The sequence below is a fragment of the Vibrio sp. 10N.261.51.C6 genome, assembly GCF_041471785.1.
GTDB classification, from domain to species: Bacteria; Pseudomonadota; Gammaproteobacteria; order Enterobacterales; family Vibrionaceae; genus Vibrio; species Vibrio crassostreae_C.
The window spans coordinates 23,155-38,378 of sequence record NZ_JBFRPB010000013.1; the positions used below are offsets into that span (position 1 = coordinate 23,155).

Consider the following 15,224-nt stretch of genomic DNA (forward strand, 5'->3'; position numbering starts at 1 on the left):
AGGGTGTTCAAAGGCTGATTAGAAATTTTGATAAAGAACAACGACAGAAATAGCCTGAGATACAGACTTAAGTAGGAGTGTTGTTGAAGAGGTAGCTTAACTAGGCTTTTACGTTGGTTCCCAGCGTGGAAATAGTATGCGTTTGACCACCGGCATTGTAGGTCATGCCAATTTTACCGTGGCTTTGCTGCATCATATTGCTGAGTTTTTTGAAGCTAAGGTGTGCTCGATTCAAGGCTTCGCCATTAACAAGGTTCGCTTGCTGGCAATCGTGCACTATCGACTGGATCTTTGTGACTAACTGAGCAAGTTCAGGATTCTCGGTCAGTTCTGAGATATTGGTATGGGTCGCGATTCGCTGATCGGTTGATCTTAATTGTTCAACAAGGACTACTTTTTCTTTGGCGATTCGCTCAATATCGTTTGATTGTCGGCTCGTAATAGCGGTTTTCTCTGAACTTAATAATTCAGATAAGGCTTTGGCATTTTGAAGTTGAAAATTAACTAAATCTGCTAGTGCCGCCATAACGTAAACCTATTCATAACCTCGTATGCTTTAAGACAATCACTTCAATCAAAAGTGAGTGTTGGCTTAAAGACCTTTTAATTCATCTTCGAACTTGATCATGTTGTCTGCCAGTTTTTCTGGATCAACAGTGTATGAACCGTTCGCAATCGCTTCTTTGATCGCTGCTACTTTCACAGAATCAAAGCTTGGCTGTGCTGCCATATCTTGGTGGAGCTGACCAATCGCTTTGCCTTGTTGGCTAAGTGAAACCGCATCTTTGCTTGCTGGTGATTTAGTTGATACATCAGAACGTGATGCCTCAGAACTAGAATCAGAGCGTACTGCTGATCGGTTAGTGGTCGTTAGGGTTTGCCCTGAACGAATATTATCAATGCCTGCCATAGTTAAGCCTTTTTCTTCAAAAATGGGAACCTGTACAGTCAATATCGACCAAGGGTTCGAATACTTTAGCAATTTTTAGCTCAATAGTCGAAAAGCGACAAAACACCGCCGCCGTCACATTTGGCGTTAGAGTAGAGAGTGAAATCGCTAACGATACCGTCAATTTAGAAGTAAAGAGTTAAAAGTAAACTGTGACTTCAGACATGCTGGTAACAATTCCTTCAATTATACGCTGTGATTTGTCATTTTTCACTCTTACTTGATCACCCATAGAGCCATCGGTAAGCGCAGTCCCTTTGGTGGTAATGGTCATGCCACCTTTTACTGCCTGTATGATAACCTTCTCGTTTCGGCAGACGACACAGATATCACCTCTTTCTACAACATCGCCCGGTCTTAGGTTCTTTTTTACCTTAGCGCCGATGACTTGTTGTGGGGTTGTGAAACCTTGGCGACGAAACTTGTTAAGAGAAATCATAGCGGTGGTGACATCGTATTGACCGACGATTTCGCCTCTCGCGAGTGAACGAGTGGTGGTGACAAGGGGCACCGACATCGAAAGATGCACGGGTACATAAACGCGCCACTCATCAGGAACACATTGCACTAAAACCGTAATACTGCTGCGGGTATTGGTGGTGGTTGAGGCGCTGGTCTCTAAAGGCACTGGGCAGTCTGTCGCTTTGATTCTTGAGTCAACATTTGCTGAATTAACAAAGAGTTCGCCACCTTGTGGCTGCTCAACTGTATCAAGGATATGTTGCTCCGCTGCAGACTGAATCATCTCAATTTGTTCTGGGGTCGCAGCTTGTACAAAAAAACTAAACAATATTGATAAAATGCCGATAAACTTAGCGACAGTTTTAAAAGTAGCTCTACACATTGCTATGGAAAGAGGTGGCAAATTTGTTTTATAATACGTCATTCCGTTTCTCTGGTGGTTCGTAGCCTGCAGTAGACTAACACTTTTTATACAAAAAAGTTTGATATGGAGATGAGCTCATGACGGGTATTCTTGATTCGGTGAATCAGCGTACGCAACTCGTCGGTCAAAACCGATTAGAATTACTAACCTTTCGCCTAATGGGGCGTCAGCGTTACGGCATTAATGTCTTTAAAGTAAAAGAAGTGCTGCAATGCCCTAAGCTGACAAAGATGCCAAACTTGAACCCACTGGTTAAAGGTGTAGCACACATTCGTGGCCAAACGATCTCTGTGATCGACTTGAGCTTAGCGATTGGTGGCCGTCCTACAACGGATATTGAAAAGTGTTTTGTGGTTATCTCTGAGTTTAACCGAACCATTCAAGGTTTCTTGGTAAGTTCAGTTGAGCGCATTATTAACATGCACTGGGAATCGATTCTTCCGCCGCCAGATGGCGCAGGTAGAGCTAACTACCTGACAGCGGTAACCAACATTGATAATGAATTGGTAGAAATTCTTGATGTTGAGAAGATTCTTGCAGAAATTTCTCCTGTTGATGAAACAATGGACAGCAAGATTGCTGAAGATATTGCGAAAGTAGAACAAGAGAAAGAACTGGTTCGCCGCATCTTGATTGCTGATGACTCGACCGTTGCTCGTAAGCAGGTTCAACGTGCTATTGAGTCGATTGGTTTTGAAGTTATCTCGGTGAAGGATGGTAAAGAAGCCTACGAGAAGCTGATACAGATGTCATCAGAAGGCAGTATTTACGATCAGATTTCATTGGTGATTTCTGATATCGAAATGCCAGAAATGGATGGATACACGCTGACTGCTGAGATTCGTCGTCACGCCGAACTTAAAGATTTATACGTAATTTTACACTCATCGTTGAGTGGTGTATTTAACCAAGCCATGGTTGAGCGTGTTGGAGCTAACTCCTTCATCGCTAAATTCAACCCAGATGAGCTTGGTGCAGCTGTAAAAGCTGCGTTAACTAACTAAAAGAGACATTAATGACTGCTATAACAATAAGTGATCAAGAGTATCGCGATTTCAGCCGTTTCTTAGAATCTCAATGTGGCATTGTATTAGGTGACAGCAAGCAGTATTTAGTGCGCAGTCGTCTAAGCCCATTAGTAACGAAGTTTAAGTTAGCTTCTTTGTCTGATTTGTTGAGAGATGTAGTAACAGGTCGAAACCGTGAGCTGCGTGTGGCTGCTGTCGATGCCATGACGACGAACGAGACACTTTGGTTCCGTGATACTTACCCGTTTGCTGTGCTTGCGGATAAGCTTCTACCGGAAATAGCGGCAAATAAACGTCCTATTAAGATTTGGTCTGCGGCAAGCTCTTCAGGCCAAGAAGCATACTCAATGGCAATGACGATTCTTGAAACTCAAGCTCGTAAGCCAGGTATGCTGCCAAATGTATCGATTACCGCAACTGACATCTCAGCAAGTATGTTGGATATGTGCCGCACTGGCGCTTACGACAACCTTGCATTGGGACGTGGACTTTCTCCAGAGCGCCGTCGTACTTTCTTTGAAGATGCGGGCGATGGCCGTATGAAAGTGAAAGATAACGTCAAGCGCATGGTGAACTTCCGCCCTCAGAACCTGATGGACAGCTATGCATTGTTAGGCAAGTTCGACATTATTTTCTGTCGTAACGTGCTGATTTACTTCTCGCCTGATATGAAGTCAAAGGTACTTAACCAGATGGCAAATAGCCTGAACCCTGGTGGGTACTTACTATTGGGCGCGTCTGAATCGTTAACAGGCTTAACCGATCGTTTTGAAATGGTTCGCTGTAATCCAGGCATCATCTACAAATTAAAGTAACGAGCGGCACCGATATTAGGTGTAAGGTTACCGTCTAAATTTAAAACCCAGCCAAGTGCTGGGTTTTCTTTTTCCTGCTTAAGCTATATCTTTAAGTCAGAGTGACATTCCAATTTACTCTATTTTTTGGCTTGTTTATTGCAAGTTTACCCACGAGTAACCTGTAAAAGCATTGATAGACCGCCTTGTTTCAAAAGTTGGTATATATATTGCTTTGGTTATTTCATAACAGTCAGTTCTTGAGTTGAGGTTTACATGGCTATTTCTTTTGACAATGCTTTGGGCATTCACCAGCACACAGTTGGTGTACGTGAGCGTAACGCTGAGGTGCTTTCCACCAATATCGCGCAAGCAAACACGCCTGGGTATAAAGCAAAGGGATTAGACTTTAAGAAATCACTGCAAGCGGCAAGTTCTGGGGCAAGCATTGGTCTTAGCCGTACAGATGGTCGGCACATTTCTGCCTCAACAACGGTGAACGGGGAAACGAAGTATCGCATTCCTACCCAACCTGATACAGGAGATGGCAACACGGTTGATTTGGATTTGGAAAGAAACCTTTTCATGCAAAACCAAATTAGGCATCAAGCCTCTCTCGACTTCTTAGGAAGTAAGTTCAAGAATTTAACTAAAGCGATTAAAGGGGAATAATTAGATGAGTTTATTCAATGTATTCAATGTGACTGGTTCTGCGATGAGTGCCGAATCTGTTCGTCTAAATACGACCTCGAGCAACCTTGCAAACGCGGACAGTGTAAGTAGTTCTGCTGAAGAAACTTACAAGGCTCGCCACGCAGTGTTCGGCGCTGAGTTAAATAAAGCACGCAACAGTGGTCACACTGTGCCTGTGAAAGTATTAGGTATTGTGGAAAGCGATAAGCCGTTGAGCGCGGAGTACAACCCAGATCACCCATTAGCGAATAACGAAGGCTATATCTACAAGCCTAACGTGAACGTCATGGAAGAAATGGCAAACATGATTTCGGCATCACGCGCGTACCAAACAAACGTGCAGGTTGCTGACTCGAGTAAACAAATGCTGCTGCGTACGCTGCAGATGGGTCAATAAGGATAAGGAGGTAGCACATGGCTGGAATCAACAACAATGTTGGTCAAAGCGGCTTGTCCTATGTTGACCAGCTGAAGAGTCTTCAAGATGGCGCTAAAAAGCCCGACGAAACAACAGGTAAGCAGGATCTTAAACAAGAAGACTTCTTATCTTTGTTGACTAAGCAACTAGCACAACAAGACCCTTTCAAGCCGGTTAGTAATGACCAGATGATTGCGCAAATGGCTTCATTTGCGACCGTAGATGGCATTGGCAAAATGAATACACAGTTTGAAAGCTTGAATTCATCAATGACCTCTAACCAAGCTCTTCAGGCCTCCTCTTTAGTTGGGCGTGATGTATTGGTTCCTGGTGCGGCAGGTGTAAAACCCGGTGATGGCGGTATGGCGGCAATGGTTAAGCTTCCTCAGGCAATGGACAATGTAATGGTCCGTGTTGAGAACGAAGTTGGCCAATTGGTTCGCACATTTGATATCGGCTCTAAACCATCTGGTGATACACGTGTTGAATGGGACGGAAAAGACGAAGACGGTAACCCATTGCCGGCCGGTAAATACAACGTGAAAGCGTCGGGTTTGCTGGATGGCGAGAACACAGAGTTCCAAGTTTCCAGTTATGCGAACGTGAACAGTGTGCTTCTTGGTAAGGGCGATGGCAACGTACTACTCAATCTGGCTGGTTTCACATCGCCAGTACGACTTGCTGAAGTACTAGAAGTTGGTAAAGCGTAGCTCTTTATTGAGTGACTATGCTAGCTAGATAGATTAGGAGAATAATGGAATGTCATATGTAGCTTTAAGCGGCCTATCCGCTGCACAATTAGACCTTAATACAACCAGTAACAACATTGCGAACGCAAACACATTTGGCTTTAAAGAGTCTCGTGCCGAGTTCGGTGATGTTTATTCAAGCTCGTTGTTCACTAACGCAAAAACGACGGCAGGTGGCGGTGCGCAAGCTAGCCAAGTGGCGCAACAGTTCCACGAAGGTTCAAGTATTTATACGAACAACCCAATGGACTTACGTGTAAGTGGTACAGGTTTCTTTGCAGTATCGAAAGACCGCATGGTGCCAGAGATTAACGAATTAACGCGTAATGGTGCATTTCACCTAAACAAAGACAACTACATGGTTACCGCTAACGATGAGTTTCTTTTAGGTTACGATGTTGATCCAAACTCGGGTGAAGTTCTTTCTTACGCGCCAAAGCCTCTCGACATTCCTGCTGAGTTTGGTAAGCCAAAACAGACAGAAAACATTGAAGTAGGGGTTAACCTTCCTGCAAACGGTGATCTTAAAGACCCGGCTGCATTTAACTTCAAAGATGCTGATACTTATAACCGTGCAACGTCTTCGACCGTATACGATTCTATGGGTCAGTCTTACAAGTTAACGACTTACTACCTCAAAGATCAGACTCAACCAAACACTTGGCAAACGTACTACACCATGTCAGATGAGAACGGTGAAAAGCCGGTCAACATTACTGGTGGTGATGCGACGAATGCACAAGGTCATGTTGGTCACACAATGAAGTTCAACAATGACGGTACGTTAGCAAGCCTAAACAATGGTCAGCCGATTAACTCGGAACCACTGGGTGCTGGCGCGAACCCAATTGACTTGAACGGTGCTGATCCAACTCAAGTGCTTAAGTTTGGTCTAGATTCGTCAACTCAGTTTGCCGCCCCGTTTGAATTGACTAAGTTTGATGAAGATGGCGCGACAACAGGTTTCTTAACAAAAATCGATTTCGATGAGTACGGCAGTGTTCTAGGTACTTACTCAAATGGTGAAAACGTGATGCTTGGCCGTGTAGGCTTGGTTCGTGTACCAAATGAGCAAGGTCTGGATAAGAAAGGCGGTACTCAATGGGATTCTACCAACGACTCTGGTGACAAGATCTGGGGTGAATCGAACAAAGGTTCATTTGGTAGCATCAACAACGGCTCGCTAGAGCAGTCGAACATCGATATGACTCAAGAACTGGTTGATTTGATTTCTGCTCAACGTAACTTCCAAGCGAACTCGCGTTCTCTAGAAGTACACAACCAGCTACAACAGAATATTCTTCAGATTCGTTAATCGTTTCGAGCGTTTGAATCATCTGCGAATACCCAATTCAATGTTATTGAATTGGGTATTGTTGTTTGTCTTCTTATTTGCCGCCCCTATTGCCGCCCGGTAATGCCTCTGGCAACAATTATTCCTCAATGATCCTTTGACGATCACCCATCTTCGTTCGTTTTCTATTTAAATTATTGATAAATAACAGTTAAAAATATTGGCACAGTGTTTGCTTTATTAGCCCCAGAAGATGATTTTTGGAGCAAAATTATGGATCGCGCACTGTTTCTTGCCATGAGTGGCGCTAAGCAAAATATGCAAGCTTTGCAGCTACGTGCAAACAACCTTGCCAACGTAAGTACAACGGGTTTCCGTGCTGATTTAGCACAGGCACGTTCAATGCAAGCGTATGGCGAAGGCATGCCTACTCGTGTTTTCAGCATGACAGAGCGTCCGGGTCATAATTTCGCTCAGGGTAGTGTGGTTACTACTGGCCGAGATCTAGACGTTACCATTCAAGGTGATGGTTGGATTTCAGTGATGGACAATACTGGCCGTGAAGGTTTAACACGTAACGGTAACCTAAGGGTTGACCAAAACGGTTTACTAACCAACGCAAGCGGTCACTTAGTGCTTGGTGAAAACGATGCACCAATCACGCTGCCAATCCCAATCAGCAAAGTAGAAATTGGTACAGACGGTACGATTTCGGTGATTCCTCAAGGCGCTCCAGCTGAAGAATTGGCCGTGGTTGATCGTATTAAGCTTGTACGTCCAGACAACCAAAGTTTGTTTAAAGACACGAATGGTCTATTCCGTTCGAAAAACCCAGATCAGGCATACGAAGCAGATGCAGCGGTAACGTTGCTAAAAGGTGCTATCGAAGGCAGTAACGTAAATGCCGTAGGTGAAATGACCAGCCTAATTGACTTACAACGTCAGTTTGAAATGCAGGTCAAAATGATGAGCACAGCAGAGGAAATGGACAAGTCGTCTGATTCACTGCTTCGTATGAGCTAATAGAATTTAAAGGACATTGCTATGCATCCAGCATTATGGGTAAGTAAAACGGGTTTAGACGCCCAACAAACCAATATCTCAACGATTTCGAACAACCTTGCCAACGCCTCAACCATTGGTTTTAAAAAGAGCCGCGCGGTATTTGAAGATCTGTTCTACCAGAATATTAATCAACCGGGTGGTCAATCGTCTCAGAATACTGAGCTGCCAAGTGGTTTGATGCTGGGTGCCGGTTCTAAGGTCGTCGCGACTCAAAAAGTGCACACTCACGGTAACGCACAAACGACATCTAACAGCCTAGACATGATGATTGAAGGCGACGGTTTCTTCCAAGTTGAAATGCCAGACGGTGAAACAGGTTACAGCCGCAATGGTCAGTTCACACTGAACGGTGAAGGCGCGATCGTAACGTCGGGCCAAGGTTATCCTCTACAACCAGAAATTGTGATTCCTGAAGACGCGATCTCGGTAACGGTTGGTAACGACGGTGAAGTATCGGTTCGTCTACGTGGCGAGCAAAACAACGTCGTGGTTGGTCAAATTACCATTACTGACTTTGTAAACCCAGGTGGTCTAGAGCCAGTAGGTCAAAACCTTTACTTGCCAACTGGCGCGAGTGGCGACCCACAAGAGGGTGTACCGGGTTTTGATGGCCTGGGTAACATCCGCCAATCGATGCTAGAAACATCGAACGTAAACGTAACCGAAGAGCTGGTAAACATGATTGAAGCTCAGCGTGTATACGAAATGAATTCGAAAGTTATCTCGTCAGTAGACAAGATGATGAGCTTTGTTAACCAACAGCTGTAATTGGTTTATTCGCCGTTTACTTTTTTAATTAATCTATCTGTTTTTGCTAATTGACCCATTTACCACTGCCTGCTGAGAGTATATCGCCATGAAACGTATTTTTTGTTTAGCCCTGTTAGCTTCGATGACTGGTTGTACAGTACTGGATCCAATTGAGACGCCAGCACAAGAGAACGCGACCACAGTGGTTGATGCGGTTGAAGGCGATAAGTCGGCAGAAGAAAGTTCAGGAATCATCGACACGCTTCGTGGGCGAACCGATCCAATTGCTGGTGACCCTGCATGGGCGCCAATCAACCCCAAGCAGAAGCCAGAGCATTATGCAGCGGCAACGGGCTCACTGTTTAATGTGAACCACATTGGCAGCATGTATGACGACTCAAAGCCTCGTGGTATTGGTGACATCATCACTGTAGCGCTAGATGAGAGTACTCGAGCGACCAAAAAAGCCAACGCAGACATGTCTAAGTCGAATGATGCATCGATGGAGCCGCTGGCTGTTGGTGGTCAAGAGCTGACGATCGATAAGTACAACTTCTCTTACGATCTGAGCAACACCAATACCTTCGCTGGTGATGCATCAGCCAACCAAAGTAACAGCATCAGCGGCTATATCACCGTAGAAGTGATCGAAGTATTAGCCAATGGCAACCTAGTGGTTCGTGGTGAGAAGTGGATGACACTGAACACCGGCGATGAGTACATCCGTCTAAGCGGTACCATCCGTCCAGACGATATTGATTTCGAAAATACCATTGCTTCAAACCGTGTTTCTAACGCACGAATTCAGTACTCAGGGACTGGCGTACAGAAAGATATGCAAGAGCCTGGATTCTTGGCACGATTCTTTAATGTATCTCTGTAGAGCTTGATAGGACGACGATATACTGACAGCCTCTATCACTCAGCCACATTTAGCTAAGCTATTATAAATTAAAGCAATACAGACAGGTTACTCAATGAAAAAACTGACACTCGTACTATTCGGCATGCTATTTCTTGCCACCAGTGCCCATGCTGCGCGAATCAAAGACGTGGCAAAAGTGGCGGGTGTTCGTAGTAACCAACTTGTCGGTTATGGTTTGGTCACGGGCTTGCCGGGTACTGGTGAGACAACTCCCTTTACCGATCAAACATTTAACGCAATGCTGCAAAATTTTGGCATCCAATTGCCGCCCGGCACTAAGCCAAAAACCAAAAACGTCGCGGCTGTTATTGTGACTGCTGAACTGCCAGCATTCTCTAAGCAAGGCCAAGAAGTTGACGTAACCGTTTCTTCTATCGGTTCAGCAAAAAGCCTTCGTGGTGGTACCTTGCTACAGACCTTCTTGAAAGGTCTAGACGGTCAAGTGTATGCGGTCGCGCAGGGTAACTTGGTGGTAAGTGGCTTTAGTGCACAAGGTAACGACGGTTCTAAGATTGTCGGTAACAACCCTAACGTTGGTATCATCTCTAGCGGTGCGACGGTTGAACAAGAGATCCCAACGCCATTCGGTCGTGGTGACTACATCACCTTCAACCTAATCCAATCAGATTTCACAACGGCTCAGCGTATGGCTGATGCGGTTAATAATTTCCTAGGCCCACAAATGGCTTCAGCGGTAGACGCAACTTCAGTAAAAGTTCGTGCACCGCGTGAAATCAGCCAGCGTGTAGCATTCTTGTCGGCTATCGAAAACATCGAGTTCGACCCTGCTGAAGGCTCTGCAAAAATCATCGTCAACTCTCGTACAGGTACGATTGTGGTTGGTAAGCACGTTCGCCTAAAAGCGGCGGCGGTCACCCACGGTGGTATGACGGTTGCAATTAAAGAAAATCTAAACGTAAGCCAACCGAATGCATTCTCTGGTGGCCAAACGGTAGTGGTCCCTGATTCTGATATCGAAATCACGGAAGGCGATGGTAAGATGTTCAAATTTGAACCTGGCCTAACGCTGGACGATTTGGTACGCGCAGTCAATGAAGTGGGCGCTGCACCTTCTGATTTAATGGCAATCCTTCAAGCACTGAAACAAGCGGGTGCAATTGAAGGCCAATTGATCATTATCTAAGAAGGGGTAAAGCATGATTAAAAATAACAATGACATCGGCTTTATTCACGACATCGGTAGTTTAGACCGTCTTCGTCAACAAGCGGTAAACGGTGAAGAAGGTAGCGAGAAAGAAGCATTAACCGCGGCGGCAAAACAGTTTGAATCGATTTTCACCTCGATGTTGTTTAAGTCAATGCGCGACGCTAACTCGAGCTTTAAGTCGGATATGTTGAACAGCCAGAACGAGCAGTTCTATCGTCAGATGCAAGATGACCAAATGGCGAGTGAGTTAAGCGCTTCAGGTTCATTAGGTCTTGCAGATATGATCGTGGCTCAACTAAGCGCTGGCCAAGCAAGCGATACGTCTGAAGAGAAGGTTCGCAGTGAAGGCTTTGATGCTTCATTGCAAAGACCGCAATATTCAGGCCGTTCGGAAGAGCGAGCGTCAGACGTTCAACCTGCGCAAGCAGCAAAACAGCCAGTATCCTTTGACTCTCCAGAATCGTTTGTGACCTCAATGAAGCCTTACGCGGAAAAAGCGGCAAGTGCGCTTGGTGTGGACTCGTCTCTTCTATTGGCACAAGCTGCCCTTGAAACGGGTTGGGGTTCTAAAATGGTTAAGAACTCTTTGGGCAACAGCAATAACTTATTTAACATCAAAGCAGATAGAAGTTGGAAGGGCGATAAGGTCGCGACTCAAACTCTTGAGTTCCATGGCAAAACCGCCGTTAAAGAGTCAGCTTCCTTCCGTTCTTACTCTAATTTCGAAGATAGCTTTAATGATTACGTGAAGTTCTTGAACGAAAATCCAAGATACGAAACGGCGCTACAGCATCAAGGCAATTCAGAGAATTTCATCAAAGGTATTCATCAGGCTGGTTACGCAACTGACCCTAACTATGCAGACAAGGTTTTACGAGTTAAAGCCAAGATTGATGAGATGAACTAGCGTCATAAATCAACATAGAGAGCTTGCTACTGGCAGGCTCTTTTCTTCTCCGCCCCTTCAGTTCTTACGCGTAATCCATAGTTATCTCCTTACACTTCAATAAATTATCGTCTTTTAATTTCCTATTGTTTTTGTTGGCACATATATTGCTTTTATCTTAGTAATATACGGTTGTAGTTAATCAGTTCATTCTGGTTTTGTTAAGTTTTTTGGGGGCATTATGGCGTCGGATCTTCTGAATGTAGGGGCACAAAGTGTTCTTACGGCTCAGAGACAGCTCAACACCACAGGTCATAACATTTCTAACGCTAACACAGAGGGCTATAGCCGCCAGTCTGTGATTCAAGGTGTGAATGACCCGCGCCAGTACGGTGGGCAATCCTACGGTATGGGTGTACATGTGGAAAATGTTCGCCGCTCTTGGGATCAGTTTGCCGTCAAAGAACTTAACTTATCGACAACCAATGCCGCCAACAAAGGCGATACCGAAGCCAACCTCGATATGTTGTCGAGCATGTTGTCGTCGGTCGCTTCAAAGAAGATTCCAGAAAACCTCAACGAATGGTTTGATTCCGTTAAGACTCTCGCCGATACCCCAAATGATGTGGGTGCGCGTAAGGTCGTGTTAGAGAAAGCAGGGCTTGTAACTAAAACCTTGAATGAATTTCATGAAACAGTTCGTCAACAGTCTGATTCTACGAATAAAAAATTAGATATGGGTATCGAGCGAGTTAACCAACTTGCGTACGAGATCCGTGATGTTCAGCGTTTAATGATGCGAACTCCCGGGCCTCATAATGACCTACGAGATCAGCATGAAAAGTTGATTAATGAGCTTTCTGGTTACACCAAAGTTACGGTGACACCACGCTCAAATGCCGAAGGGTTTAATGTCCATATTGGTAATGGCCATACCTTGGTCTCTGGTAGTGAAGCGAGTCAGCTGAAGATGGTTGATGGCTTACCCGATGCACATCAGCGCCGCCTAGCGATTGTTGAAGGTAAGTCTTTAAAACCGATCACCAGCAGTGATATCGACGGAAAAATCGGCGCCATGCTAGACATGCGTGACGAACATATCCCAGCAATCATGGATGAGCTTGGTCGTTTGGCGACCGCGTTTTCATATGAGGTCAATAGTCTTCAAGAACAAGGTTTGGATCTTAACGGCAACGTAGGTAAGGACTTGTTTACCGACGTGAACTCAGAGCTGGTGGCAAAATCTCGTGTCACGGCTAGCGGGCAATCGAAAGCCGATGTTGCGGTATACATTGATGATACTTCTGCCTTAAAAGGCGGTGAGTATGGACTGAAATACGATGGCAGTGATTATGTCGTGACTAAGCCGAACGGTGAGACCGTTAAGATGGCGACCGACTCTAGCGGTAGTGCTTTTTATCTTGATGGCATGCGAGTGGAAGTACGTAACCCTCCTGAACTAGGAGAGAAACTGTTACTGCGTCCAACGCGTAATTTTGCTGCGCAGATTCATATGGAAACCAAAGACCCGAAAGACATTGCTGCGCAAAGTTATGAGGCATCGACCACGTTTGCCAAGGGTACTGCTGGTTTCAAAATTCTAGAAGCAGGTCAACTGCGTGAGTTTGAAGTGATTGTCTCACCAAAAGGTGAGCAGTTTGCTGTGACGGATCCGAAGGGTAACATTTTAATGCAGCCTCAACCGTATCCGCCACAAGGGCCAGTGACCATCAACGGTACAACGTTTGAGCTCACACCCGGTGCGGTGGCAAATGATAAGTTTACGGCAAACCTTGTCCCATCAGAAGGTGACAACGGTAACCTGCGTAAGCTACAAGATCTTCAAACAGGAAAGCTGTTGAATGATGGTGAGTCTACGATTTTAGACCTTTACCACAACTTGAATACTAATACGGGCTTGAAGTCTTCAACGGCAAATCGCCTGAGTGATATTGCGACATTAGAAAAACAGTCGGCTCAAGAACGTATTGCTTCTATCTCGGGAGTAAACCTCGATGAAGAAGCGGCAAACATGATGAAATTTCAGCAAGCGTATATGGCTTCTTCACGTATCATGCAAGCAGCCAACGATACGTTTAACACTATTTTGGCTCTGAGATAGGAAGGTATAAATGTTGAATCGTATCTCTAGCTTCCATAATTATCAGTCAGTACAAAACGACTTGCGCCGTCAAGAGAACAAGGTGCATCACAACCAAGCACAACTTGCTTCGGGTAAGAAGTTACAGTCGCCAAGTGATGACCCATTAGCGACGCACTATTTACAGAACATTGGTCAGCAGTCAGAACAGCTTAAACAGTATGTCGATGCGATTACTCTAGTCAGAAACCGTCTTGAGCATCATGAAGTATTGGTTTCTAACACTGAAGGCTTTGCTGATGAAGCAAAACGAACCGTGATGGAAATGATCAACGGTGCGCTTTCTCCGGAAGACCGTTTAGCTAAGAAGCGTGAAATTCAAGAACTGGCGAATAACTTCCTGCATTTAGCCAACTCTCAAGATGAGTCGGGTAACTACACGTTTGCAGGCACTAAGCCGAAAAATCAGCCTTTCTTTCGAGATAACGAAGGGAATGTGACATATCAAGGTGATGACTACCAACGCAAGATGCGTGTGGCAAGCAGCTTTGAAATGGCAATGAATGATCCGGGCAGCAAGATGTTTATGGAAATAGACAACCCGTTCGGTGACTACGAACCTCAGTACGAGCTTGAACCTGCGTCTGAGTTATTGCTCGGGCGTGCGACCAACAGCGATGAAGATGGGTCTACTTATAAAGTGACGTTTGTCGACATGCAGACGGGCAATTTCGCTTATCAGCTTGAAAAAGACGGCGCAGTGGTTGCGGCAGAAGATTTTGATCCTTCGACAGGCATTGTTTATGAAGGGCTGAATATTCAAATCAAAGGCCAAATCACTAAAGGTGATTCGATCACCTTAGAACCACGAGAGACTTTCTCTATCTTTGATACGTTCAAAGAGGCTGCTGAGCAGGCTGAAAACCCGGTATCGGATGCATCAGCAACAGCGAAACTGCACCAAGTAACTGAAGAGTTCCACGCTGCGTTTATCCATTTGACCAAGGCAAGAACCGATGTTGGTGCACGCTTGAGTACTTTGGATATTCAAGAGCAACAACATGAAGATTTCAAGTTATCTTTAGCAAAAGCAAAAAGCAACTTTGAAGACTTGGATTACTCGAAAGCGATCATTGAGTTCAATGAAAACTCTCGAGCACTACAAGCTTCTCAACAAGCGTTTGGCAAAACCAAAGACCTGACCTTGTTTAACTATATTTAATGATCAATCGGTATTTAATGGTGGCTTGTCGATCACCATGGCGTTGATTCCTTGCCGTATGTGCTATGCCATACGTGCGAATGACGCCACAGTTTGCCGCTTTTTTGTACGAAGCATGATGTTTCTAGAATAGCGGCAAAAAACGGCAATAAGGAAGGTGAATGTTTTTCATCTTCTAATAGTAGAAAATCATAATTGCGCAGTGTTGTTTGTAAGCTTCTGATTTTTAGATAATTAAAAAATTATTTATATGATATTAAACTTGGCATACAACTTGTATCTGTGTTGGTTATAAA

The 15,224-nt window shown here is 44.8% G+C and carries 16 protein-coding genes; 13 read left to right on the plus strand and 3 right to left on the minus strand.

What is annotated here, in order from left to right:
* Positions 1-100: 100 nt before the first annotated feature.
* The 3 genes from AB4375_RS03370 to flgA form a co-directional block, all read right to left on the minus strand.
* Positions 101-526 (minus strand): flagella synthesis protein FlgN, encoded by a 426-nt coding sequence (locus AB4375_RS03370; RefSeq protein ID WP_017062264.1) that lies wholly within the window; start codon positions 524-526, stop codon positions 101-103.
* Between the two features lie 66 nt (positions 527-592).
* Positions 593-910 carry a flagellar biosynthesis anti-sigma factor FlgM gene (flgM, locus tag AB4375_RS03375; protein ID WP_017062263.1) on the minus strand — a complete coding sequence of 106 codons (318 nt, stop codon included), beginning with the start codon at positions 908-910 and terminating at the stop codon, positions 593-595.
* A gap of 178 nt (positions 911-1,088) precedes the next feature.
* Positions 1,089-1,835 (minus strand): flagellar basal body P-ring formation chaperone FlgA, encoded by a 747-nt coding sequence (gene flgA, locus AB4375_RS03380; RefSeq protein ID WP_372051028.1) that lies wholly within the window; start codon positions 1,833-1,835, stop codon positions 1,089-1,091.
* A 77-nt stretch (positions 1,836-1,912) separates the two neighbouring features.
* Here flgA and AB4375_RS03385 point away from each other — a divergent pair, with 77 nt between their 5' ends.
* The 13 genes from AB4375_RS03385 (at position 1,913) to flgL (ending at position 14,928) form a co-directional block, all read left to right on the plus strand.
* Complete coding sequence (locus AB4375_RS03385) at positions 1,913-2,839, plus strand: chemotaxis protein CheV (protein WP_017066180.1); 927 nt, start codon at positions 1,913-1,915, stop codon at positions 2,837-2,839.
* A gap of 11 nt (positions 2,840-2,850) precedes the next feature.
* Positions 2,851-3,678, plus strand: coding sequence for a protein-glutamate O-methyltransferase (locus AB4375_RS03390; RefSeq protein ID WP_004736174.1), 828 nt, complete (start codon positions 2,851-2,853; stop codon positions 3,676-3,678).
* A 255-nt stretch (positions 3,679-3,933) separates the two neighbouring features.
* Positions 3,934-4,329, plus strand: coding sequence for a flagellar basal body rod protein FlgB (gene flgB / locus AB4375_RS03395; RefSeq protein ID WP_004736175.1), 396 nt, complete (start codon positions 3,934-3,936; stop codon positions 4,327-4,329).
* A 4-nt stretch (positions 4,330-4,333) separates the two neighbouring features.
* Positions 4,334-4,747, plus strand: coding sequence for a flagellar basal body rod protein FlgC (flgC, locus tag AB4375_RS03400; RefSeq protein ID WP_004736176.1), 414 nt, complete (start codon positions 4,334-4,336; stop codon positions 4,745-4,747).
* 17 nt (positions 4,748-4,764) lie between these two features.
* A complete protein-coding gene (flgD, locus tag AB4375_RS03405; RefSeq protein WP_010439286.1) occupies positions 4,765-5,478 on the plus strand; it encodes a flagellar hook assembly protein FlgD in 714 nt (237 codons plus the stop codon).
* Positions 5,479-5,527: 49 nt separating this feature from the next.
* Complete coding sequence (gene flgE, locus AB4375_RS03410) at positions 5,528-6,832, plus strand: flagellar hook protein FlgE (RefSeq protein ID WP_017062260.1); 1,305 nt, start codon at positions 5,528-5,530, stop codon at positions 6,830-6,832.
* A gap of 252 nt (positions 6,833-7,084) precedes the next feature.
* Positions 7,085-7,834: a flagellar basal-body rod protein FlgF gene (gene flgF, locus AB4375_RS03415; protein ID WP_017056855.1), complete on the plus strand. Its 750-nt coding sequence runs from the start codon at positions 7,085-7,087 to the stop codon at positions 7,832-7,834.
* Positions 7,835-7,855: 21 nt separating this feature from the next.
* On the plus strand, positions 7,856-8,644 hold the full coding sequence (gene flgG, locus AB4375_RS03420; RefSeq protein WP_017062259.1) for a flagellar basal-body rod protein FlgG: 789 nt from the start codon (positions 7,856-7,858) through the stop codon (positions 8,642-8,644).
* Between the two features lie 88 nt (positions 8,645-8,732).
* On the plus strand, positions 8,733-9,509 hold the full coding sequence (gene flgH / locus AB4375_RS03425) for a flagellar basal body L-ring protein FlgH (RefSeq protein ID WP_017069006.1): 777 nt from the start codon (positions 8,733-8,735) through the stop codon (positions 9,507-9,509).
* Positions 9,510-9,603: 94 nt separating this feature from the next.
* Positions 9,604-10,695 (plus strand): flagellar basal body P-ring protein FlgI, encoded by a 1,092-nt coding sequence (locus AB4375_RS03430; RefSeq protein ID WP_017062257.1) that lies wholly within the window; start codon positions 9,604-9,606, stop codon positions 10,693-10,695.
* A 13-nt stretch (positions 10,696-10,708) separates the two neighbouring features.
* Positions 10,709-11,626 carry a flagellar assembly peptidoglycan hydrolase FlgJ gene (flgJ, locus tag AB4375_RS03435; protein WP_017064131.1) on the plus strand — a complete coding sequence of 306 codons (918 nt, stop codon included), beginning with the start codon at positions 10,709-10,711 and terminating at the stop codon, positions 11,624-11,626.
* A gap of 220 nt (positions 11,627-11,846) precedes the next feature.
* Entirely contained in the window at positions 11,847-13,727 is a 1,881-nt protein-coding gene (flgK, locus tag AB4375_RS03440) for a flagellar hook-associated protein FlgK (RefSeq protein ID WP_017067655.1), read from the plus strand.
* Between the two features lie 10 nt (positions 13,728-13,737).
* Complete coding sequence (flgL, locus tag AB4375_RS03445; protein ID WP_017064129.1) at positions 13,738-14,928, plus strand: flagellar hook-associated protein FlgL; 1,191 nt, start codon at positions 13,738-13,740, stop codon at positions 14,926-14,928.
* Positions 14,929-15,224 lie beyond the last annotated feature (296 nt).